Source organism: Pseudomonas sp. ASL7 (assembly GCF_056680375.1).
Genome location: NZ_CM155279.1, coordinates 5,475,053 through 5,497,803, shown reverse-complemented (window position 1 = coordinate 5,497,803; position 22,751 = coordinate 5,475,053). Strand labels below are relative to the sequence as shown.

Below are 22,751 nucleotides of genomic sequence, written 5' to 3'. Positions count from 1 at the left end.
ATCAGCCCCCGCGGCGTTCTCAGGCTTATCGCGAGCAAGCTCGCTCCTACACCCTTAGTTGTATTCGCCCCCGGCGCGCTTGAGCATCTGCTTGCAGCGCTCCGAAAGGTGAAACACCCGTAGATGCTTGCCGGTTTTGGTGTAACGCTCACGCAGGGTTTTTAGCGCGGCGATGGCCGAATAGTCGACGAATCTAAGGTGGCGGCAATCGATCGTCACGACGGGTGGATCGTTGGCGGGATCGAACTGATTGAGAAAAGGCGTGGTCGAGGCAAAGAACAGCGTGCCGTGCAGGTGATAAAGCTTGCTGCCGTCGGCTTCCAGATGACTGTCGGCATAGAGCTCGCGGGCCTGCTGCCAGGCGAAGTTGAGCGCCGCAATGATGATTCCGCACAGCACGGCAGTGGCCAGATCGGTGAACACCGTGATGACCGTTACCGCGACGATCACCAAAACATCGTTCAGCGGCACCTTGTTCAGCACTCGCAACGAAGCCCAGGCAAACGTCTGCTGCGACACCACGAACATCACTCCGACCAGTGCGGCCAGCGGGATGCGCTCGATCAGCGGCGAAAGAAACAGAATGAACAGCAGAATCAGCCCCCCGGCCACCGTCCCCGACAGACGTCCGCGACCACCGGAACTGAGGTTGATCACCGTCTGGCCGATCATCGCGCAGCCACCCATGCCGCCAAACACGCCGGAAACCATATTGGCGGCGCCCAGCGCCACGCATTCGCGATCCGGGAAGCCACGGCTCTCGGTGATCTCGTCGGTGAGGTTCAGGGTCAACAGGGTTTCGAGCAGGCCGACCAGCGCCATCAAAATCGCGTAGGGGGCGATGATGCGCAGGGTTTCCAGGCTCCACGGAATATCCGGCAGCGCAAACATCGGCAAGCCGCCAGCGATGTGCGCCATGTCGCCCAAGGTGCGCGTCGGCAGACCGAGCAGATACACCGCCAGGCCCACCCCCAGAATCGCCACCAGCGCTGGCGGCACGGCACGCGTCAAACGCGGCAGCAGATAAACTATCGCCATGGTCAGCGCCACAAGCCCCGTCATCACGCACAACGGCGTGCCACTGAGCCAGGTGTCCCCGCGCTTGAAATGTTCCAGTTGCGCCAAGGCAATGATGATCGCTAACCCGTTGACGAAACCGAGCATCACCGGGTGCGGCACCATGCGCACCAGTTTGCCCAGCTTCAGCAACCCGAACGCCAGCATGATCAACCCGCCCAGCAACACGGTGGCCAGCAAATACTGCACGCCGTGCTGGACCACCAACGCGACGATCACCACAGCCATTGATCCGGCCGCGCCGGAGACCATGCCCGGCCGCCCGCCGAAGAGTGCGGTCAGGGTGCAAATGATGAACGCCCCGTAAAGCCCCATCAATGGATTGAGATGGGCAACCAGCGCGAAGGCGATGCATTCAGGCAGCAGGGCGAAAGACGTGGTGAGCCCCGCCAGGACATCGGCGCGCAGGCGTTGTGGTTTCATGGGTTGCCCAACGAAAAAAGAGCGGCGGATGTTACGGAATTGAGGGCAAACCGGCCAGTTATTGGGCGGCCGAAAATGCCATCGCGAGCAGGCTCGCTCCCACATTAGACCGCGTCGTCCGGTCTGACTCGGTCTAATGTGGGAGCGAGCCTGCTCGCGATGGCAGCGACGCGGTCTAGAGCGAACTCACACCATCTCGTCACGAATCCATTCAACCACCGACGTCCGCTTCGGCACCCAGCCCAGCCATTCACGCGCATGCTTACCGCGCACCCGGCTGTTGGAGCCCAAGCCGTAGTTGGCCATTTCATAACCCCACTCGGCTTCGGCCTCTTTGAGCGGCCAGTCTTGCGGTTCGCCCAAGTTCAACGCTTGCGCGATCGCCGTCGTCATGTCGATGAACGACGCTTCACCGCTTTCGACGAAGTAGAAGGTGCCCGGTACGTTTTTGCTCAGCGCCAGCAGGTACAGGGAAACCACGTCTTCGATGTGCACATTGGACCAGATGTTCTGCCCCGTACCGACATGCCGCACCACACCACTTTTGCGCGCCTGCTTCAACAAGCGCGGCAGTTGCACGCTGTCGCGCTTCACGCCCAGGCTGTGGCCATAAATCAGCGTGTTGCAGATGACGGCGGAGTTCACGCCGTCCTTCGCCGCGGCGAGGATCAGGTTGTCGATGGCCACGCGGGCAGCCTTGTCGACGGTGGGCTCCGGCAGGTTGTCTTCGTAGTAAATGACGTCGCTGGATTTACCGCCCGAGGCATCGCCGACGATGCTCGAACCGCTGGTGTGCAGGAGCACTTTGTTGGAACCACGCAATGCATTGAGCAAGGCGTCCACCGCGCCACGGTGGTCACTGCTCGCGGCGTTGATCACGGCATCGGCGGCGCGGGCCTGTTCGGTTAGTAGCACGCTGTCATCAAGCGTGCCGATCACCGGGGTGATGCCCAGCGCGCTCAGTTCCTTGGCTTGTTCGGCGCTGCGCACCAGGCCTGTGACTTTGTGGCCCGCCTGGACCAGACCGGTGGCAATGGAGCCACCGATAAAACCGGCGGCACCGGTAACGAATACGTTCATGGAGAAACTCCCTGCGTGAATAAATGATGTCACGAGTATCAAGGCGTCATCACTGACGAAAAACCCCCGTTGCCCCAATTCACTCTTGCACAGGGATCACGAATCAGCCTTGAAATCCGTGTTCGCATACACCGCCAATTTGCCCTGGATGAAGTCCAGGAAGCATTGAATGCGTAGCGCCAGTTGCGAGTTACGGTAGTACACCGCATTGATCGGCTGGCGATAGCCACTGTTGAAATCCGCCAGCAGCACCTGCAAGCGGCCGGCGCGGATGTCGTCGATGGTCATGTAGTGCGAGAGGCAGGCAATGCCTTGGCCTTCCAGCGCCAGGTGCCTGATCGTCTCGCCGCTGGACGCGCTGATCGACGCCTGTATCGGCCAGCGATCCCCCTGCACATAGCGCAGCGGCCATTGATTGAGGCCCTCGTTCTGGGTGAAACCCAGCAAGGCATGCCCGGACAGGTCCGCCACTTCAACGGGCCGGCCGTGTTTTTCCAGGTACGCCGGGCTGGCGACGATGTGCAGCGGGCTGCACCCCAGAGCGCGGGCATGCAGGGTCGAGTCGGCCAGTGTGCCGATGCGAATGGCGATGTCGGTGCTTTGTTCGAGCAGGTCGATGATCAGGTCGTTGCTGTTGAGTTCGAGCTGGATGTCCGGGTAGAGCCGGCGGAACTCATCAACGTACGGAACAATGGCGTGCAGCATGAACGGCGATGCAGCATTGATACGCAGACGCCCGGACGGGGTTTGCTGACGTGAATTGAGGCGCTCTTCGAGCTCGTCCATCTGATCCAGAATCAATTTGGCGTGCTCGAAGAAATACTTGCCCTCCTCGGTCAGGTCCATGCGCCGCGTGGTGCGGTTAATCAGCGTGGTATCCAGTTTCGCCTCGAGCCGCGACAGCGTGCGGCTGACCGCCGAAGGGGTTTGCCCGACCTGCTCGGCCGCCGCCGAGATCGATCCGCACTCAATCACACAGACGAAAATCTGCAACTCATCGGATCTGGCTTTCACGTGTGTCCTCTTTCGCAAATCGGCGTGGCATAAATCGCCAAGATCGCAGCCTTCGGCAGCGCCTACAAGGAGTGGCGGGCTGCGATCTTTTCCGCCGTTGCGACGGATACTAGCCGGAAACCTTAAACAGACAGGCCGAACACCTCGTTCAAATGCTGTTCATAGCGCACCACATCGGCCTCGATGTTCGGACGTTTCATCACGTCGACGCAGAGGAAGGTCGGCAGAGCGGTCATGCCGAGGAACTCGTTGGCCTTGTGGAACGGGAAGTACACCGCGTCCACACCCTTGGCCTCGAAGAAGTCGCTCGGGTCGTCGAAGGCGTGCTGCGGCGCGTTCCAGGTCAGCGACAACAGGTATTGCTTGCCCTGTACCAGGCCGCCGCTGCCGTATTTTTGCGACGCGTCGGAGCGCGTGCGGCCATCACTGGCATAGAGGCTGCCGTGGCCTTCGGTGAACACTTCGTCGATGTATTTCTTGACGGTCCACGGCGCGCCCATCCACCAGCCTGGCATTTGATAAATGATCACGTCGGCCCAGAGGAATTTCGCGACTTCTTCAGCGACGTCGTAACCCTCGTCGATGAACGTGGCTTTCACGTCGATACCGCCGCGATCCAGCACACTCAGCGCGGTTTCATGCAGGGTGGTGTTGTAGCGGCCATCGGAGTGGGCGAATTGTTTGCCGCCATTGAGCAATAGGACTTTTTTCATGAGAAATCTCGGAAGGTTAGAAATTTGATGGCGGCAGGTTAGCGATCGACCTCACGGGGAGTAAGCCCGCAACCCGCAAAATTCATTTGACCAATACGCACGAATCGACAGGCGATTGTTGCCATACACTTGCGTCGGTTCTGAACTTGAGGAGATTTCTAATGAGTGAATTGCAAGGCTTCATCCTGCACGCCAAGACCCGCCCGGAAAAAGCCGACGCCTTCGAAGCGTTCTTCAGCAGCCACGTGCAAGCAAGCCGGGCCGAGCCCGGTTGCATCGAGTACCACATGCTGCGCGACAAGCAGGACCCGACATTGTTTATCTTCTACGAGATCTGGCAGTCCCAGGCCCACCTCGACGTGCACTCCAATCTGCCGCACATGCAACAGTTCGGCGACATGCGCATGGAGTATCTGGAACGGGATTTCGAGATCCGCGCCATCGAGATGCTCAGCCCGTCGTCCGCTACCCGCTGATCAACAAGTGGCCACCGAGCAATCCGAGACCGATGAAGAACACGCGTTTGAACAGCACGGCGCTGATCCGCTGGCGTAGCCATTGCCCCAGCAACAGGCCAAGCACTGCCGGGATCAGCGCCAGCATCGAGGCGCTCAACTCGCCACCGCCCAGCGCTCCGCGCCAAAACAGGCCGGCGGCGAGTGCCAGGGTCGAAACGGTGAACGACAGGCCCAACGCTTGCACCAGTTCATCTTTGCTCAGGCCCAGCGTTTGTAGATAGGGCACTGCCGGGATCACGAACACCCCGGTGGCCGACGTGATGACGCCGGTCAGCACGCCACACGCCGGACCGAGCCAGCGCTCGGTCTGGCGACCGACGCGCAAGGTCGGCAAGAACAACCCGCTCAAGGCGTACACCAATAGCGCCGCCCCAAGCCCCCGCACCACCCAATGACTACCAGCCATGCCGATCCCCAACGTGCCGACACCCGTGCCGATGAAGATTGCCAGCAGCATCGGCCACAGGCGTGTGACCAGCCCCCGCAAGTGCCCGCCAAATGCCAGTTGCCAGACATTGGTGAGCGTCGCCGGGATAATCAACAATGCCGCAGCCTGCGACGGCGCCATAGCCAGGCCAAGCAAGCCCATGGCGATGGTCGGCAGGCCGAGGCCGATCATGCCCTTGATCATTCCGGCGAGCAAAAAGGTCGCGATGACCAGCAGTGAAAGGGTCAGGCCGAGGTTTTGGTAGAACGCGCAGAGAGTATTCATGCGCCTATCCTGAGCCCGGACTGGCCGTGTGAAAATCTGCCATATACTGAGGTAGCCTCTCGCCCAGCAAGAGGCTGAAAAACTTCGTCGTTTTGACTGACGCTTTCGCGAGCAGGCTCGCTCCCACAGGGGACCGCGCCGCTCTAATGTGGGAGCGAGCCTGCTCGCGAAGGCGCCCTTCCAGACAGCACATACTCTGAGGTTGCTGTAATGCACTTCGACCTGACCGACCTGCGCCTCTACCTGAACATCCTCGACAGCGGCAACATCACCGCCGGCGCCGCGCGCAGCCACCTGTCCCTGGCGGCGGCGAGTGCAAGAATCCGCGCCATGGAGTCTTCGCTCGGCATCGATTTCCTGGCACGCGGTCGTCGCGGTGTCACCCCCACTCCGGCCGGAAAAGCGCTGGCGCAACACGCCCGACTGCTGCTGCAACAAGCCGAGCACCTGCAGCAGGAACTGACCGAGTACGCCAACGGCGTCAAAGGTCAGGTGCGGTTGTTGTGCAACACCACGGCGATCACCGAGTACCTGCCGGAGTTGCTCGCCGACTTTCTGCGCGAGCATCCCAACCTCGACATCGACTTGCAGGAGTTGCCCAGCGCCCGTATCACTCACGCCCTGCAGCAGGGCGCCGCCGACCTCGGAATTGTCTCCGACGCCGTGGACACCCACACCCTGCAAACCCAGCCCTTTCGCGATGACCCGCTGGTGCTGATCATGCCCCGCGATCACCCCTTGGCCGACATCGAAACACCGGGTTTCAGCGATACCTTGCGGCATGACTACGTCGTGCTGGCCGCCAATAGTGCGCTGGCGGTGTACCTCGAAGAACAGGCTCTGCACGCGGGTATCCGCATGCAAATCCGCATCCGTGCGCAAGGGTTCGATGGGGTGATCCGGATGGTCTCCCGCGGCGCAGGCCTGGCGATCGTGCCGCTGGCAGCGATCCAGCGGCGAACAGGCGATCAACCGTTTAAAAGCGTTGCCCTGAAGGAAGACTGGGCCCAGCGAAAACTGCTGCTATGCGCCCGTTCATTCACCGACCTGCCCGTTTATGCCAGGGCTTTGGTCGAGGCGTTGCGCACGGAGTGAGGCAGGTTTGGCCTTTCTGAAAAACAGGCCATAGACCACCGAGAGAATCAGCAGGAACGGCACACCGAACACCAGCGTCATCTTGAAGGCGTCAGTGAAGTAGGTGGTGATCATCACCGCCCCCATCAACACCAGCCCCAACAGTGTCGTGTAGGGAAACAGGCGCATACGGAACGACAGTTTCCGCTCGCCATTGCGCTCGTGGTAACGACGGAAACAGTAGTGGGTCAGGAAGATCATGAACCAGGTGAAAATGGCGCCGAACATGGAGATCGCCATCATCAAGGTGAAGGAACTTTCCGGGTACAGGATGTTGAGCAAGGTTGCCAGGGCGATGCCCGAACTCGACAGCAACAACGCGTTCAGCGGGATCCCGGTCTTGCTCAACACGCCCATGAATTTCGGTGCATAGCCGCCACGGGACAGGCTGAACATCATGCGCGTGGTGATGTAGAGCTGACTGTTCATCGCCGACAACGCCGCGATCAGAATCACAAAATTCATGACGCCGGTTGCGCCAGGAATACCGATGGTTTGCATGACCGTAACGAACGGGCTTTGAGCGTGACCGGCCTGAACCCACGGCACGATCGCCAACATCAGCGCCAGGGTCAGCAGGTAAAACACCACCAGTCGCACGATGGTCGCGCGAAAGGCCTTCTTCACGGCTTGCTCCGGATCCTGTGCCTCACCCGCGGCGACCGCGATCATTTCCACGCTCAGGTAGCTGAAGATCGACACGATCACCGCGATCCACATTCCTTGCAGACCGTTAGGAAAAAAGCCGCCATGGGACGTGTAGTTGTGCACGCCATATTCCGGGTTGCCGGAACCGAACACCACGTACACCGCAAGTATGATGAAGCCGACAATCGCGCCGATCTTGATGGTCGAAAACCAGTACTCGAAAGTGCCGAACGTCTTCACGCTGATGGCGTTGAGGACGATCAGGATGCTGGAGAACGAAACGATCCAGATCCATTCCGGGACGTTGGCGAACCAGTACTTCATGTACATCGCCACCGCCGTCACTTCCGTGCCGACCGCCAGCACAATCGCCGCCCAATAGGCGTAGCGCACCAGGAACCCGGCCAACGGGCTGACATAGAATTCGGCATAGGCACCGAAGGAACCCGAAGTCGAATGAGCCACGGTCATTTCTGCCAGGCAGCCCATCAACAACAGGGTGATGATCGCGCCGATGGCGTAGCTGAGCAGCACGCTCGGCCCGGCATAGCCAATGGCGTAGGCGCTGCCCATGAACAGCCCGGTGCCGATCGCGCCGCCGATGGCGATCATGCTCATCTGGCCCGATGTGAGCTGGCGCCTGAGGCCCTGTTCACGTTTGGATATGCTTTCAAAACCGGTTTTTTCGGTCATTTTTCCAGCCTCTGAATATTGTCTTTCTTGAAGAGAGCACGTCGTTGGGGTTACCGGTCGGGATCAGAAAATACTCAGCGGATATTCGATGATCACCCGGACCTCGTTGTTGTCGGTGGTATCGGCGAGGGCCACCTGCGCGGTCGAACGCACACTGGCCTGGCGTAGTCGCACCGTCAGGTCCTTGGCCGTGCCCGATTGCACGACGTAGCGCGCTTCAATGTCACGTTCCCATTGTTTGCCGTCACTGCCGTAACGCCCATAAGCGCCATTGGCACCGCCGTCGTAGTGGCTGTCGTCGATATGGTCGCCACTGACGTAACGTGACATGAAGCTCAGGCCCGGCACGCCGAAGGGCGCCATGTCCAGGTCATAGCGCAGCTGCCAGGAACGTTCGTTGGGCGCATTGAAGTCCAGGACTTGAATCGAGTTGGCGAGGAAAATCGACGTGCCCGGTTGCTGATCGAAGCCCAGATAATCGAACGGTTCATCGCCATTGACGCTTTGGTAAGCCAGGGTCAACCGATGGGCACCGACCTTGTAGGCGCCGGACAGCGACCACGTGGTGTTGTCAATTCTGCCGGCCAGGCTCTGGCCCTCATTGTTGGTGCGGTAAATATTGAAATCCAGGTTCAGCGACTGATTGGGTGTCAGTGCGTAGGTGTAATTGGCATTGGCGTAGTACTGCCGCCAGATATCGGTGAATTGCGAACCGTACAGGCTGAGGCTTAGCTGATCGTTCAAGGCATAGCGGCCGCCCAGGTAATCGACGCTGCGGGTTTGCACCCCGGCATACAACGCCTTGAGGGCGCCATCGCTATTGGTCGAGGCACTGTCGTTGCCGGAAGTGAAGTGTCCGGCGTCGAGCAATAGCCCTTTCAGTTCGCTGCTGGTCAACTCAAAGCCGTTGGCCCGTTCGGTGAACAGCCGCGCATTGCCAGTGCCGAATACCGGGTTGTACGGCGTCAGGTTGCCGTACTTGAGTTCGGTGTTCGAGATCCGCGCTTTCAGCGCACCGCCTGCTTCGGAATAGTCATCCTCGGGGCGGCCATCGGAGTCGACCGGCAGCAAACCGGTGCCCGTACGACCTTTGCCGCTGTCGAGTTTGATGCCCAACTGCGCGTAGGCATCGACCCCAAAACCCACAGCGCCCTGGGTATAGCCGGAGCGATAATCGAGCACGATCCCGTGGGCCCATTCGTCCCGATAGTTCTGCCCGCCCGGATTGTTGAGGTTATTACGGTAGAAATAGAAGTTGCGGTTAGTCAGGGTCAGGCTGCTGTCTTCGACGAATCCATTGTCGGGTGCGGCATAGGCCATTTGACCGAAACAAGACGTCATGGCGAGCGGCAAGGCGGGCCAGAGGGACAGTTTCATTCTGCGGGTTCCTTATTATTGTGTTTGCACAGAACTTTTTCTGGGAGGCGAGCGAAGGCCTGCTGCCGGGAAAACCTCAGCAGCAAGACACGCTGACCGGGTGTATCAGGTGACGCTGTGGCGGACCTGGAATTGCGCTTGCGACCAGGTTTTCTGATCAAGAATTTCACCGAGGACCTGCACGGCGTCCCAGACCTCGGTGAAGGTTGTGTACAGCGGGGTAAAGCCAAAGCGCATGATCCGCGGCTCGCGGTAATCACCGATCACGCCACGGGCGATCAGGGCCTGGATCACTGCATAACCTTCGGGATGCTCGAAGCTCACATGGCTGCCACGTCTGGCGTGTTCGCGCGGGGTGATCAGCGTCAACTCGTGCGCAGCGCAGCGCTGCTCCACCAGCTGAATGAAGAGATCCGTCAGGGCCAGGGATTTGCGGCGCAGGCTGGCCATGTCGGTCTGGGCAAAAATAGCCAGGCCACACTCGACCATCGCCAGGGAAGTGATGGGTTGGGTGCCGCACAAGTAGCGTGCGATGCCGCTGCTCGGCTCGTAGCGAGACTCCATGGCGAACTGTCGCGAATGCCCGAACCAGCCGGACAACGGCTGCGCCACCAAATCACACAGATCAGGTGAAACCCAGACAAACGCTTGCGAGCCGGGGCCGCCATTGAGGTACTTGTAGGTGCAGCCGATGGCGTAATCGGCGCGCGCCTGATGCAGGTCGACCGGCACCGCCCCGGCGGAATGTGCCAGGTCCCAAATGGCCAGTGCGCCACATTCGTGGGTCAGTGCGGTCAGGGCCTGCATGTCGTGCATGTAGCCGGTTTTGTAGTTGACGTGGGTGAGCATGACCACGGCAGTCTCTTGATCAATCGCTTGCGGCAGCTCTTCGGGACTGTCGACCAGGCGCAGCGTGTAACCCTGCTGCAGCAGGTCAGCCAGGCCTTCGGCGATGTACAAGTCGGTAGGAAAGTTGCTGCTTTCGGTGACAATCACACGCCGCGTCGGTGAACGTGTGGCCTGCACCCGCAGAGCGGCGCTGAGCACCTTGAACAGGTTGATCGAGGTGGTATCGGTCACCACCACTTCACCCTCACGCGCCCCAATCAGCCCCGCCAATTGATTGCCCAGACGCTCGGACAGATCGCGCCATCCCGCGCTGTTCCAACTGCGGATCAGGCCATTGCCCCATTCTTCGGCAATCACCTCTTGAGCACGCGCCAAGGCGGCGACGGGTCGCGCGCCCAGGGAGTTACCGTCGAGATAGATCACGCCTTCGGGCAGTGCAAATTGCTGACGCAGTGGAGCGAGCGTGTCCTGAGCATCAAGCTCCAGGCAATCGTTTCTTGTGGTCATTGAAGGTCCTGTTCTTTGAATGTCGTGGCGTTTTTCAGGCGTTGTCGGCCCCTTTTCCGTGGAGAGATAATGAACGAAGCTTTGGAGAATTTTCGTGCAAAGTAAGCGGACGTATAGTACTTATCTCGCATAAAATTCGAATTAAATGCCATTAACCGCGGATTTATACCAACCATGAATCTCGACTCGACAGACCTGCGGATCCTGCATCAACTGCAACAGGATGGCCGTATCAGCAACCAGGAATTGGCGGAGAAAGTCGCCCTGTCGCCGTCGGCCTGTCTGCGCCGTTTGCGCCTGCTGGAAAGTGAGGGAATCATCACAGGGTATCGCGCGGTACTGAATGCCGAACGACTGGGCATCGAACTGGAAGCTATCGTCCATGTGTCATTGCGACAGGATGTCGAGGACTGGCATGAGACGTTTATCAAGAAGGTTCAGCTGTGGCCGGAGGTGGTCACTGCTTATGTGATTACCGGGGCGAGCAATTATGTGTTGCGAGTCCAGGCGCGCAATCTCAAGCACTTCTCCGATTTCATCGTCAATCAGCTGAATCGCACGGCGGGGGTCACCGACATTCGTTCGGAAATCGTCCTGCAGAAGATCAAGGAGCGTGAGGGGTTGCTTGACTTGGTGGTGCGTAAGTAAGGATGGCCGCGGGCGCGGATCAACGTTGATAGAGGCGCCGATGGAGGTGGCCACAGGTTGACGGAGAGGCTCAGGGCGTGAGGGGGGGGCGGTGCCTCACGATCAAAAGCTGCAGGCGAGCTAACGCTCGGCCTGATGAGTGGTGGGAATCAAAAGCTGTACGCCGACCTGCTTTATGTAGGAGCGAGCCTGCTCGCGATGGACGTGAACGATAACGCGTACTGTCTAGAAAAACGCGCTGCCTTCGAATTCATCGCGAGCAGGCTCGCTCCTACAGGGGAATGCGTACGCTCTGAGCTGCCGAAGGCTGCGATCTTTTGATCTACCAGCCCCTTTCCCAGAGGCCGAACGCAGGCGTTGCGCGGGGGGCACCGCGGCAAGGATGCCTTCGTTACGGCACGCCGAGCCTAGGCGAGGCACCGAATGGAGGGGCAAAGCCTTTTGGTTCCTTTTTGCTGGGCCGGCACTCCGGCGTTTGAAAAAGGGACTCGCTGCAAGAGCGAAACCGCCAGACGCCGCTACAGCAAAAACGGATATGTACCCCCACCCAATCCCAATCCCAAAATTTTCTTCAGTGGGCAGCATTACCGCATACGCCGAGCTTCGTTACGCTGCAAAGTCATGCTCGGAGATTCGTCAAACAACTTACGGTACTCGGCAGAAAAACGCCCCAGGTGCGTAAACCCCCACCCCATGGCGATCTCGGAAATATTGCGCGCAGAACCGTGCTCAAGAATGTCCTGACGCACAGCGCTCAAGCGATACTTTTTCAAGTAGACCATCGGCGACAAGGCGAAGTATTTCTTGAACGCCTCGAACAACTTGAAACGCGAGACCCCGGCCGCAGCTTCGATGTCTTCCAGGTGCAGGGCTTCCCGGGCGTTGGCATGGATATAGTGCCGGGCCCTGATCAGATAGTGCGGCAGCTTCACGCCCAACACGGCCCGCAATTCTTCTGAATAATTGTTCGGTTGGGCGAGGATCAAACCCTTGATCAACGAACTTTCGACATCACGGGTGAACGCCACTTGCTCATACAGTTCGCTGCTGCGCTCCAGCTCGGCGATGAAGTAACGCGCCATGCGCCACCACGAAGCCGACGCCCCGTCGACCGCGTCCATCACCGACTCGAATCGCAACGGCGCATCCAGCGGCCGCTGCAGCAGGCCTTCCAAAGACTCACTCATGGCGGCGCGGGTGATCACCACCTGGACTTTGCGGCAATCGCCAGAGATCGCCAGCACCTGGTTTTCATTGGGTGAAATGATCACCCCTTGATCGCGATTGGACTTCAAAACGCTGCCGTTCTTGCTCAACTCCTGCTCGCCCACCAGAGGCAAACTGAGGCTGTAACTGCTGAAGTGCTCGGCGTCTTCGATGTCGACGGTGACATCCGTGCCGTATTCGATGGTGCCCAGTGTCGTGGCCATTGACTTGAACACATTGGCGCTGTGATGAAAGCGGATCCGCTCGGGGGTCGTGGTCACGAGTCGATGGGGCCCGCAGATACCGGACATCCAGTTCCTCGCGCCCTCGACGTCGAAGCTATCAATACATATGTCGCGAAACTGCGAATCAGTTTTGCTACTCATCACGGTGCACCCACGGCTATTTTTTCAACACGCTCTGACGGCGCATATCGGACTGGAAAAAGGCAAGTTCCAAGCCACAAAACCGCAGTGCCAACCCAGTGGATAGTAATCACCGACTAAGTGGATAAAGCAGCTGTTTCGATGCCCGGGCCACACCCTTGACGTCCCATCAAACAGTACCTGAATGCTGCAAACAGGGGCAGCCGTCCATCGCATGGTGCACAGATTGAGTAATCGCTCCCCAGCTCGATACGTGGGTGTTACCCCACCAATTTTATGGACTGCCTTCGTCGACAAACCGGATAGACCCCCACCCGCCCCACTCTCTCTAATGAGCACAACCGATTGGCCCGAATAAAAAAGGTACAGACCCATGAGTGGCGAAAAAAACGTCGAGCAGTGGAAAGCATTTATTGAAGGCTGCCTGGACTTCCGTCCGGCAGACGGCGTGTTCCGGATCGCCCGGGATATGTTCACCGAGCCGCAGTTGTTCGATCTGGAGATGGAACTGATCTTCGAGAAGAACTGGATCTACGCTTGCCACGAAAGCGAGCTGGCCAATAACCACGACTTCGTCACGATGCGCGCCGGCCGTCAGCCGATGATCATTACTCGCGACGGCGACGGCCAGCTCAACGCCCTGATCAACGCCTGCCAACATCGCGGCACGACCCTGACCCGCGTCGGCAAGGGCAACCAGTCGACCTTCACCTGCCCGTTCCACGCCTGGTGCTACAAAAGCGACGGCCGCCTGGTCAAGGTCAAGGCGCCCGGCGAATACCCGGAAGGGTTCGACAAGGCCACACGCGGCCTGAAAAAAGCGCGCATCGAGAGCTACAAGGGTTTTGTGTTTATCAGCCTGGATGTGCACGCGGATAACAGCCTCGAAGACTTCCTCGGCGACGCCAAGGTGTTCTTCGACATGATGGTTGCCCAGTCCCCGACCGGTGAACTGGAAGTGCTGCCCGGCAAGTCGGCCTACACCTACGACGGCAACTGGAAACTGCAAAACGAAAACGGCCTGGACGGCTATCACGTCAGCACCGTCCACTATAACTACGTGGCCACCGTGCAGCACCGCCAGCAGGTCAACAGCGAGAACGGCACCAGCAGCGGGAGCACCCTGGACTACAGCAAACTCGGCGCTGGCGACGCCAATACCGACGACGGCTGGTTCGCCTTCGATAACGGCCACAGCCTGTTGTTCAGTGACATGCCCAACCCGACGGTGCGCTCCGGTTACGCGACGATCATGCCGCGGCTGGTCGAAGAACACGGCCAGGAAAAGGCCGAATGGATGATGCATCGCCTGCGCAATCTGAATATTTACCCGAGCTTGTTTTTCCTCGATCAGATCAGCTCGCAACTGCGCATCATCCGCCCGGTGGCGTGGAACAAAACCGAGATCATCAGCCAGTGCCTGGGGGTTAAAAACGAATCGGACGCTGACCGCGAAAACCGCATCCGCCAATTCGAAGACTTCTTCAACGTGTCGGGCCTGGGCACGCCGGATGACCTGGTGGAATTCCGCGAAGCGCAGCGTGGTTTCCAGGCGCGTCTTGAGCGCTGGAGCGATATTTCCCGCGGCAATCACCAATGGGCAACCGGCGCCACGCCTAACAGCGAGTCCATCGGCATCGCCCCGGCCATGACCGGCACCGAATTCACCCACGAAGGCCTTTACGTCAACCAGCACAGCAACTGGCAGAAATTCCTGCTGGATGGCCTGGACGCGAAATCCCTGAAGCTACGTGAGGTGTGAACATGAATGCGCAATTGCAGTACCAGATCGAGCAGTTTTTCTATCGCAAATCCGAACTGTGCGACGCCCAGGAGTGGGACGCCTACCTCAAGCTGTTCGACGAGCACAGTGAGTTCCATCTGCCGCAATGGGACTCGGAGCATGTCTACACCCTCGACCCCAAGCGCGAGATGTCGCTGATCTACTACCCCAACCGTTCAGGTCTGGAGGACCGTGTGTTCCGCCTGCGCACCGGTAAATCCGCGTCCTCGATGCCGATGCCCCGAACCTTGCACCTGATCAACAACGTGCGGATCAGCGAGCTCGACGGCGGTGAACTGGAAGTGCGTCTGAACTGGCACACCTTGTTCTATCGCCTGGCCACGTCCGAGCAGTTTTACGGCCGCGCGACCTATCGCCTCAAGCCTCACGCCGACAGCTGGCTGATCACCCGCAAGCATGTCCTGCTGCTCAACGACACCATCAACTCGGTGCTCGATTTCTACCACCTCTGAATCCATGGAGACCGGGGCATGAACCACAAGGTCGCATTCAGCTTTGCCGACGGCAAAACACTGTTCTTTCCCGTACAACCCAACGAAATACTGCTCGACGCCGCCCTGCGCAATGGCATCAACATCCCTCTGGATTGCCGCGAAGGTGTCTGCGGAACCTGCCAGGGCCGCTGCGAATCGGGTGATTACAGCCAGGACTATGTGGATGAGGAAGCCCTCTCTGAACAGGACCTGCAACAACGCAAAATGCTCACCTGCCAGACCAGGGTGAAGTCTGACGCGGCGTTTTATTTCGACTTCGCTTCCAGCCTGTGCAACGCCTCGGGTCCCGGGCAACTCAGCGGTACAGTCACCGAAGTGACGCAGGTCTCAGCCAGCACAGCGATCCTGCATCTTGATCTCGGTATGACAAGTCAGTTGGACTTCCTGCCGGGGCAATACGCCCGGCTGCTGATTCCGGGGACACAGAGCAAACGCTCCTACTCGTTCGCCAACCGACCGAGCAGCAGCAATCAACTGCAATTCCTGATTCGCCTGCTGCCCGACGGGGTGATGAGCAACTACATCCGAGAACGCTGCCAGGTGGGCGACCAAATCGCCCTGGAGGCACCGCTGGGCGCCTTCTATTTGCGGCATGTCGCCAAGCCGCTGATCCTGGTGGCCGGCGGTACCGGGCTTTCTGCGCTGTTGGGCATGCTCGACGAACTGGCCGAGCGCGTATGCGCGCAACCGGTGCATTTGTACTACGGTGTGCGGGACGCTGCCGACCTGTGCGAGCGAGCACGCATCGAGGCCTATGCCGAACGCATTCCGGGGTTTCGTTACACCGAAGTGGTCAGTGACCCGTCGCCGCACTGGACGGGAAAGCGCGGCTACATTGCCGAGCATTTCGACGCCAGCGAACTGCGCGATGCGCCGGTCGATATGTACGTCTGCGGCCCCCCGCCCATGGTCGAATCGATCAAGAGCTGGTTGCAGACCCAGGCACTGGACAGCGTGCACCTGTATTACGAAAAGTTCACCGAGAGTAATATCTGACCTTTCATATCAGGCCTGACAACAATAACCAGAAGGGAACGAGATGGCGGATGAGATCTTGCAACAGGGCGAACTCAAGCGAGGGTTGAAAAATCGGCATATTCAACTGATCGCTTTGGGCGGAGCGATTGGTACCGGGCTGTTCCTGGGCTCCGCCGGCGTGCTCAAATCGGCCGGACCGTCGATGATCCTCGGGTATGCGATTGCCGGGTTCATCGCCTTCCTGATCATGCGCCAGCTAGGCGAGATGATTGTCGAAGAACCTGTAGCCGGTTCTTTCAGTCACTTCGCCCACAAATACTGGGGCGGTTATGCCGGTTTTCTGTCCGGTTGGAACTACTGGGTGTTGTACGTGCTGGTGGGCATGGCAGAACTGACGGCCGTCGGCAAATACGTGCAGTTCTGGTGGCCGGAAATCCCCACCTGGGTCAGCGCGGCGGTGTTCTTTGTGCTGGTCAACCTGATCAACACGCTTAACGTCAAGATCTTCGGCGAGATGGAGTTCTGGTTCGCGATCATCAAGGTCGTGGCCATTCTGGGCATGATCGCCCTGGGTTGCTACATGCTGTTCAGCGGCACCGGCGGCCCGCAGGCCTCGGTCACGAACCTGTGGAGCCACGGCGGCTTCTTTCCCAACGGCGCCACCGGTTTGCTGATGTCGATGGCGTTCATCATGTTCTCCTTTGGTGGCCTGGAGCTGGTGGGCATCACCGCCGCCGAGGCCAGTGAGCCGAGGAAGGTCATTCCCAAGGCGATCAACCAAGTGGTTTATCGCGTGTTGATCTTCTACGTCGGCGCACTCACCGTGCTGCTTTCGCTGTACCCGTGGGATCAACTGCTGCAGACACTGGGCGCGTCCGGCGATGCCTACAGCGGCAGCCCATTCGTGCAGATCTTCTCGCTGATCGGCAGCGACACGGCCGCGCAAATCCTCAACTTCGTGGTGCTCACCGCGGCGCTCTCGGTCTACAACAGCGGCGTCTACTGCAACAGCCGCATGCTCTATGGCCTGGCGGAACAGGGCGACGCGCCGAAATCGCTGATGAAGCTGAACAAACAAGGTGTGCCATTGCGCGCGCTGGGCATCTCCGCGTTGATCACGATGTTGTGTGTGGTGATTAACTACGTTGCCCCGCACGATGCGCTGGAGTTGCTGTTTGCACTGGTGGTCGCCTCGCTGATGATCAACTGGACGCTGATCAGCCTGACTCACCTGAAGTTTCGCAAAATCATGGGCCAGCAAGGCATCGTGCCGAGCTTCAAGTCGTTCTGGTTTCCTTTCAGCAACTACCTGTGCCTGGCGTTCATGGCCATGATCATCTGCGTGATGTTGATGATTCCGGGCGTACGCGCCTCGGTGTACGCCATGCCGGTCTGGGTGTTGATCATCTACGTGTTCTATCGGATGCGTGTGGCAAGGGACCGGAGCTTGCCCGTGGCTCAATAATCCCGCGCTCAACAAAAAGCCCCGGCATTCAATGAATGCCGGGGCTTTTTTATTTTGGATGTCCCGTCGTGCTTTATGTAGCAGCTGGCGAAGCCTGCGTTCGGCAGCTGCTACACGGAAGCAGCGCTTAGAGGGTCGAACGTACCCGCCACAACTCCGGGAACAGTACGGTATCGAGCATCTTGCGCAGGTAACCGACACCTTCTGTGCCGCCGGTGCCCGGTTGGAAGCCGATGATCCGCTCAACCGTGGTGACATGCCGGAAGCGCCATTGACGGAACGAGTCTTCAAGGTCGATGAATTTTTCAGCCAGTTGGTAGAGGTCCCAATAACGCGAAGGGTCTTTGTAGACCTCGCGCCAGGCCGCTTCGACGGAGGCATCGTGCACGGTAGGGCCGGTCGGATCATGCTCGAAACGCTGCGGGTCGATCTGCAGACCGGCGCTGGCCATCAAGCGAATCGCTTCGTCATACAGTGAGGGGGTAGCGATCGCTTTTTCGAGTTCCTGCAACAGCTCTGGACGATGGGCGTGAGGGCGCAACAGGGTCGCGCTTTTGTTGCCCAGAATGAACTCGATCTCGCGGTACTGAAAGGACTGGAAACCCGACGAGTGCCCCAGAAAGGGTCGTATCGAGTGGTATTCAGTCGGCGTCATGGTCGCCAGCACAGTCCAGGCATGCACCAACTGATCAAAAATCCGCGCGACCCGCGCCAGCATCTTGAAAGCCGGCGGCAGCTCTCCCTGACGCAGGTGTTCGCGGGCAGCTTTAAGCTCGTGCAACATCAGTTTCATCCACAACTCGGACGTCTGGTGCTGGATGATGAACAGCATCTCGTTGTGGTCTGGAGACAAGGGGTGTTGGGCATTGAGAATACGCCCCAGGTCCAGGTAGTCGCCGTAGCTCATGGCGTCGGAAAAATTCAGCTCGGCGTTATGCCATTCCTCGGTCTGGCTGGCAGGTGAATATGGACATTGGCTCATTGAGGCTCCTGATGTTGCGATGTATTCAGTGGACGCAAAATGGCCCTCACCGGACTGGCGTCGAGATGGGCAAAACGTAGCGGCAGTGCGATCAATTCATAGTCACCTTCCGCGACCTCATCGAGCACGATGCCTTCGAGAATGGCCATGCCGTGGCGGGCCACCGCGTTGTGCGAGTCCATGGTCTTGGATTGCTGCGGGTCCAGCGACGGCGTGTCGATACCGATCAAGCGCACGCCGAGACGGGCCAGCAGATCGACGGTTTCCTTGGCGACGGCAGTGAAGTGCGGATCCCAGGTCGTGAGTGGCGCCTGTCGATAGGTGCGCAGCAGGACACGCTCGGGCAGGTTATGTAAACGACCCTCAAGGTGTTCAGGGTGCACCAGCTGGCCGCTGTCCAGGCAATGCAACACCCGGCAAGGCCCGAGGTAGACATCCAGCGACACCTCGCCAATGGCGGCGCCGTCCGCGCGGTAGTGCAGCGGCGCATCGACATGGGCGCCAGTGTGCGGCGATAGCGTGATGCGCCCGACATTCACTGGGCATTCAGGCCCGAAGGTCCAGACGCGTTCTTCCTGAAAAGGCGTATCACCCGGCCAGGTCGGTGTTGCGGCACTCAAGGGCGGGCTGATGTCCCACCACGACATTGTTTTTTTCATTGCAAAGCTCTCGGCCTTTTCCGAAGTGAATGATACGAGCGATACCTGTGCATGTTCTTGCGTATACGTTCAAAAATGCCGGAGGCTTTCGCACAAACTGCCAGGAAACGGCGGTTTATCGGGAGGAAATTTCAATGCCCCCCTCATCGATTTCCACCACCCGGCCTTGTGCGGATAGACGACGGTCGCTGCGTTTCTGGATACCTCGATGTCGAGCACAGACAACTGGTGCCGCACCAAGCCCTATAGGGTGCGAGTTCAGTTCTCCCTAACGCCCGGAGTCATCATGTCCGCACCGATTACCGTTCTTCGCGACACTCACCCACTGCCAGTGCTCGACGCCTGCAAATGGGAAAAACTCGAAGGTGACCCGCACACCGTCAACCTCAACGCCTACACCAGTGAAGACGGCAGCAAGATCATGGGCACGTGGATTTGCACGCCGGGCAAGTGGTATGTGGAATACGTGAAGTGGGAATACTGCGATTTCCGCGAGGGGTACTGCATCATTACGCCAGAAGGCAAGGAGCCGATCCATCTACGCGCGGGTGATATTTTCGTCATCGAGCCGGGGATGAAAGGCACCTGGGAAGTGGTTGAAACCGTGCGCAAGTATTTCGTGTTCGCCTGATACAAAAAAACGGGAGATCACCCGACGTGATCTCCCGGTAAATGTCGATGCGTACCTCTGTAGGAGCGAGCTTGCTCGCGAAATACTCGAGAGCGACGCGGGGTGTCAGGTTCTACGCGTTATCGTTATCGACCATCGCGAGCAATCGAGCGTCGACCGGCTGCTCCTACTGCGGTTTGCGATAGCTGTTGATGATTGCCGAGAAGTCCTTGCCGCCTTCCCCACGCAGGCTCATCGCCTGATACAACTGCTGAGCCACTGCGCCGAGCACCACCGGCTGGTGCGCCTGACGTGCCGCTTCAGTCGCCAACCCCAGGTCCTTGAGCATCAGCTCGGCACCGAAACCGCCGGTATAGCCGCGCGACGCTGGCGCCGTTTCGACGATGCCCGGCCACGGGTTGTACATCTCCGAACTCCAGCAACGCCCGGTGGAGCTGTTGATAATCCCGGCCAGCACGCCCGTGTCGATGCCCAAGGCATCGCCCAGCGCCATGGCTTCGCTGACGCCGACCATGGAAATCCCCAGCAGCAGGTTGTTGCAGATCTTGGCGATTTGCCCGGTGCCGACTTCACCGCAATGAACGATGTTGCGGCCCATTTGCGCCAGCACTGGTTGCAGGGTGGCGAACAGTTCAGGGGTGGCACCAACCATAAACGTCAGGGTTCCCGCCGCTGCGCCCCCCGTACCGCCGGAGACTGGCGCATCGGCCACGGCCACGCCTTGCTTGGCAGCCGCCGCGGCAACATCACGGGCGGTCTGCGGATCAATGGTGCTGCAATCCACTGCCGGTACGCCTTTGGCGATCCCCGCCAGCACGCCATCTTCACCCAACCAGACGCTGCGCACATGCACGGCGGCCGGCAGCATGGTAATCACCAGTTCTGCGCCTTGAGCCGCTTCACGGGCCGAAGCGCTGATGCTGCCGCCCAGTTGTTCCAGCTCTGCCAGAACGGCTTTGTTCAAATCCACCAGCCGCAACGAATGGCCGGCCTTGATCAGGTTGCGCGCCATCGGCGCGCCCATGTTACCGAGACCGATAAAAGCGATTTTCATGTCCGGCTCCTTAACGCAAGTTGATGGTGGTGTTCACACCGTCGTTGACGCTGTCGTCATCGAACCAACGACTGGTGACCGTCTTGGTCTGAGTGTAGAACTGCACCACTTGCTTGCCGTACGGACCGAGGTCGCCGAGCTTGGAACCGCGCGAACCGGTGAAGCTGAAGAACGGGACCGGCACCGGAATCGGGATGTTGATGCCGACTTGACCGACGTCGATTTCGTTCTGGAATTTGCGGGCCGCCGCTCCGCTCTGGGTGAATAGACCCGTGCCATTGCCGAACGGGTTAGCGTTGACCAGTGCGATGGCCTCGTCGAGCGTATTAACTTCCAGCACCACCAGCACCGGGCCGAAAATTTCCTGGGTGTAGATCTGCATCTCGGGTGTAACGCCGGAGAACAGGGTCGGGCCGATAAAGTTACCTTTTTCAAAGCCTGGAACCGTGATGTCGCGACCGTCCAGCTCCAGTTTGGCACCTTCCTTGATGCCGCTTTCGATCAGATCCAGAATCCGCGCCTTGGCTTTTTTCGAGATCACCGGACCAACGTCCGTCCCAGCCTCGCTGCCGGCATTCACCTTGAGTTTCTGCGCCAGCGCCTTCAGGTCCGGCAGCCATTGCTTGGCCGCGCCCACCAACACCACGACAGAGGTGGCCATGCAGCGTTGACCCGCTGCACCAAAACCGGCACCGACCAGCGCATTCAGCGCTTGTTCGCGATTGGCATCCGGCAGTACCACGGCGTGGTTCTTCGCGCCCATCATCGATTGCACGCGCTTGCCATGTTTGCCGGCCAGGTCGTAGACGTGAGTACCGACGGCGGTCGAACCGACGAAGGAAACAGCCTTGATGTCCTTATGGGTGCAAAGCGCGTCCACCACATCCTTGCCGCCATGAACAACGTTGAGCACGCCTGCCGGAACGCCTGCCTCGATCGCCAGCTCCACCAGCAACATGGTCGACATTGGGTCCTGTTCGGACGGCTTGAGTACGAAGGTGTTGCCGCAGGCGATAGCCATCGGGAACATCCACAGCGGAATCATGGCCGGGAAGTTGAACGGAGTGATGCCGGCGCAGACGCCGATTGGCTGACGCAGGGTGTAGGTATCGACGCCACCCGCGACGTTTTCGGCGAATTCACCCATTTGCAGGCTACCAATGGAACAGGCGTGTTCGACCACTTCCAGGCCACGGAAGATATCGCCTTCAGCGTCGGCGATGGTTTTGCCCTGCTCGTTGCTGAGCACCACGGCGATGCGCTTGGAGTGTTCGCGGATCAACGCCTGAAGCTTGAGCATGATGCGCATGCGCGCGCCGATCGGCGTCAACTTCCAGGTCTGGAAGGCGCGATGGGCGGCACTGATCGCGGCGTCGACTTCGGCGGCTGTGGCAAACGGAACCTTGGCCAGCACTTGCTGGGTGGCCGGGTTGACGATGTCGTGCCATTCGGTGGTCTGGGACTCGACCCACTCGCCGTCGATCAACAGCTTGACCTTGTGCAGCGTGGTTTCGTTTGGCGTGAGCGATACGTTCATGGTGGGTCTCCTGGACGTTGTTCTTATTTAGAGAGCTATCTTGGGAGCCAAGGCGAGACAGTCGCCTTGAGATGAGGCATGTGTCGCGAATTGGTTGTCGGACTGTTTTTGGAGTATAGATGTGCAAACTTCTAATAAGAACGCACATAAAAGCCGGTCCAT

21 protein-coding genes are annotated in these 22,751 nt (G+C 59.2%); 8 read left to right on the top strand and 13 right to left on the bottom strand.

Annotation, left to right across the window (positions count from 1 at the left end; translation table 11 throughout):
- Window positions 1-54: 54 nt before the first annotated feature.
- The 4 genes from AC1MDT_RS25345 to mdaB form a co-directional block, all read right to left on the bottom strand.
- Window positions 55-1,500, bottom strand: a complete 1,446-nt coding sequence (locus AC1MDT_RS25345; protein WP_480419476.1) for a SulP family inorganic anion transporter — start codon at window positions 1,498-1,500, stop codon at window positions 55-57.
- A 186-nt stretch (window positions 1,501-1,686) separates the two neighbouring features.
- Window positions 1,687-2,580 carry an NAD-dependent epimerase/dehydratase family protein gene (locus AC1MDT_RS25340; protein ID WP_480419475.1) on the bottom strand — a complete coding sequence of 298 codons (894 nt, stop codon included), beginning with the start codon at window positions 2,578-2,580 and terminating at the stop codon, window positions 1,687-1,689.
- A 96-nt stretch (window positions 2,581-2,676) separates the two neighbouring features.
- Complete coding sequence (locus tag AC1MDT_RS25335; RefSeq protein ID WP_480419474.1) at window positions 2,677-3,594, bottom strand: LysR substrate-binding domain-containing protein; 918 nt, start codon at window positions 3,592-3,594, stop codon at window positions 2,677-2,679.
- A 122-nt stretch (window positions 3,595-3,716) separates the two neighbouring features.
- Window positions 3,717-4,307 (bottom strand): NADPH:quinone oxidoreductase MdaB, encoded by a 591-nt coding sequence (gene mdaB, locus AC1MDT_RS25330; protein WP_480419473.1) that lies wholly within the window; start codon window positions 4,305-4,307, stop codon window positions 3,717-3,719.
- Window positions 4,308-4,468: 161 nt separating this feature from the next.
- Between mdaB and AC1MDT_RS25325 the strand changes: the two genes are divergently transcribed.
- Entirely contained in the window at window positions 4,469-4,783 is a 315-nt protein-coding gene (locus tag AC1MDT_RS25325) for a putative quinol monooxygenase (RefSeq protein WP_480419472.1), read from the top strand.
- Here AC1MDT_RS25325 and AC1MDT_RS25320 read toward each other — a convergent pair.
- On the bottom strand, window positions 4,773-5,537 hold the full coding sequence (locus AC1MDT_RS25320; RefSeq protein WP_480419471.1) for a sulfite exporter TauE/SafE family protein: 765 nt from the start codon (window positions 5,535-5,537) through the stop codon (window positions 4,773-4,775). The two genes, AC1MDT_RS25325 and AC1MDT_RS25320, sit on opposite strands and share 11 nt — an antisense overlap.
- A gap of 210 nt (window positions 5,538-5,747) precedes the next feature.
- On the opposite strand from AC1MDT_RS25320, the gene AC1MDT_RS25315 reads away from it, so the two are divergent.
- A complete protein-coding gene (locus AC1MDT_RS25315; RefSeq protein ID WP_480419470.1) occupies window positions 5,748-6,632 on the top strand; it encodes a LysR family transcriptional regulator in 885 nt (294 codons plus the stop codon).
- Here the strand turns inward: AC1MDT_RS25315 and AC1MDT_RS25310 are convergent.
- The 3 genes from AC1MDT_RS25310 to kynU all read right to left on the bottom strand — a co-directional run bounded on the left by AC1MDT_RS25310 (window position 6,573) and on the right by kynU (window position 10,745).
- Window positions 6,573-8,012: an amino acid permease gene (locus tag AC1MDT_RS25310; RefSeq protein ID WP_480419469.1), complete on the bottom strand. Its 1,440-nt coding sequence runs from the start codon at window positions 8,010-8,012 to the stop codon at window positions 6,573-6,575. The two genes, AC1MDT_RS25315 and AC1MDT_RS25310, sit on opposite strands and share 60 nt — an antisense overlap.
- A 63-nt stretch (window positions 8,013-8,075) precedes the next feature.
- Complete coding sequence (locus tag AC1MDT_RS25305; RefSeq protein ID WP_480419468.1) at window positions 8,076-9,389, bottom strand: OprD family porin; 1,314 nt, start codon at window positions 9,387-9,389, stop codon at window positions 8,076-8,078.
- Between the two features lie 105 nt (window positions 9,390-9,494).
- Window positions 9,495-10,745, bottom strand: coding sequence for a kynureninase (gene kynU, locus AC1MDT_RS25300; RefSeq protein ID WP_480419467.1), 1,251 nt, complete (start codon window positions 10,743-10,745; stop codon window positions 9,495-9,497).
- A 174-nt stretch (window positions 10,746-10,919) separates the two neighbouring features.
- Here kynU and AC1MDT_RS25295 point away from each other — a divergent pair, with 174 nt between their 5' ends.
- Window positions 10,920-11,393: an Lrp/AsnC family transcriptional regulator gene (locus tag AC1MDT_RS25295; protein ID WP_480419466.1), complete on the top strand. Its 474-nt coding sequence runs from the start codon at window positions 10,920-10,922 to the stop codon at window positions 11,391-11,393.
- A 584-nt stretch (window positions 11,394-11,977) separates the two neighbouring features.
- Here the strand turns inward: AC1MDT_RS25295 and AC1MDT_RS25290 are convergent.
- Window positions 11,978-12,985, bottom strand: a complete 1,008-nt coding sequence (locus tag AC1MDT_RS25290; RefSeq protein ID WP_480419465.1) for an AraC family transcriptional regulator — start codon at window positions 12,983-12,985, stop codon at window positions 11,978-11,980.
- A gap of 373 nt (window positions 12,986-13,358) precedes the next feature.
- Here AC1MDT_RS25290 and antA point away from each other — a divergent pair, with 373 nt between their 5' ends.
- The 4 genes from antA to AC1MDT_RS25270 are packed head-to-tail and all read left to right on the top strand — an operon-like array spanning window position 13,359 to window position 17,726.
- Complete coding sequence (gene antA / locus AC1MDT_RS25285) at window positions 13,359-14,747, top strand: anthranilate 1,2-dioxygenase large subunit (protein WP_414906597.1); 1,389 nt, start codon at window positions 13,359-13,361, stop codon at window positions 14,745-14,747.
- 2 nt (window positions 14,748-14,749) lie between these two features.
- The gene (gene antB, locus AC1MDT_RS25280) at window positions 14,750-15,241 is read left to right on the top strand and encodes an anthranilate 1,2-dioxygenase small subunit (protein ID WP_480419464.1); all 492 of its coding nucleotides are present in this window, start codon (window positions 14,750-14,752) and stop codon (window positions 15,239-15,241) included.
- Window positions 15,242-15,259: 18 nt separating this feature from the next.
- Complete coding sequence (gene antC / locus AC1MDT_RS25275; protein ID WP_480419463.1) at window positions 15,260-16,279, top strand: anthranilate 1,2-dioxygenase electron transfer component AntC; 1,020 nt, start codon at window positions 15,260-15,262, stop codon at window positions 16,277-16,279.
- Window positions 16,280-16,322: 43 nt separating this feature from the next.
- Entirely contained in the window at window positions 16,323-17,726 is a 1,404-nt protein-coding gene (locus tag AC1MDT_RS25270) for an amino acid permease (protein WP_480419462.1), read from the top strand.
- Between the two features lie 127 nt (window positions 17,727-17,853).
- Here AC1MDT_RS25270 and kynA read toward each other — a convergent pair whose 3' ends face one another.
- A complete protein-coding gene (kynA, locus tag AC1MDT_RS25265) occupies window positions 17,854-18,708 on the bottom strand; it encodes a tryptophan 2,3-dioxygenase (protein ID WP_480419461.1) in 855 nt (284 codons plus the stop codon).
- Complete coding sequence (gene kynB / locus AC1MDT_RS25260; protein ID WP_480419460.1) at window positions 18,705-19,367, bottom strand: arylformamidase; 663 nt, start codon at window positions 19,365-19,367, stop codon at window positions 18,705-18,707. Before kynB ends, kynA begins: the two co-directional genes overlap by 4 nt.
- 286 nt (window positions 19,368-19,653) lie before the next feature.
- Between kynB and AC1MDT_RS25255 the strand changes: the two genes are divergently transcribed.
- A complete protein-coding gene (locus AC1MDT_RS25255) occupies window positions 19,654-19,998 on the top strand; it encodes a cupin domain-containing protein (RefSeq protein WP_008024653.1) in 345 nt (114 codons plus the stop codon).
- Between the two features lie 166 nt (window positions 19,999-20,164).
- Here AC1MDT_RS25255 and mmsB read toward each other — a convergent pair whose 3' ends face one another.
- Window positions 20,165-21,052: a 3-hydroxyisobutyrate dehydrogenase gene (gene mmsB, locus AC1MDT_RS25250; RefSeq protein WP_480419459.1), complete on the bottom strand. Its 888-nt coding sequence runs from the start codon at window positions 21,050-21,052 to the stop codon at window positions 20,165-20,167.
- Between the two features lie 10 nt (window positions 21,053-21,062).
- On the bottom strand, window positions 21,063-22,589 hold the full coding sequence (locus AC1MDT_RS25245) for a CoA-acylating methylmalonate-semialdehyde dehydrogenase (protein WP_414906604.1): 1,527 nt from the start codon (window positions 22,587-22,589) through the stop codon (window positions 21,063-21,065).
- Between the last annotated feature and the right edge of the window lie 162 nt (window positions 22,590-22,751).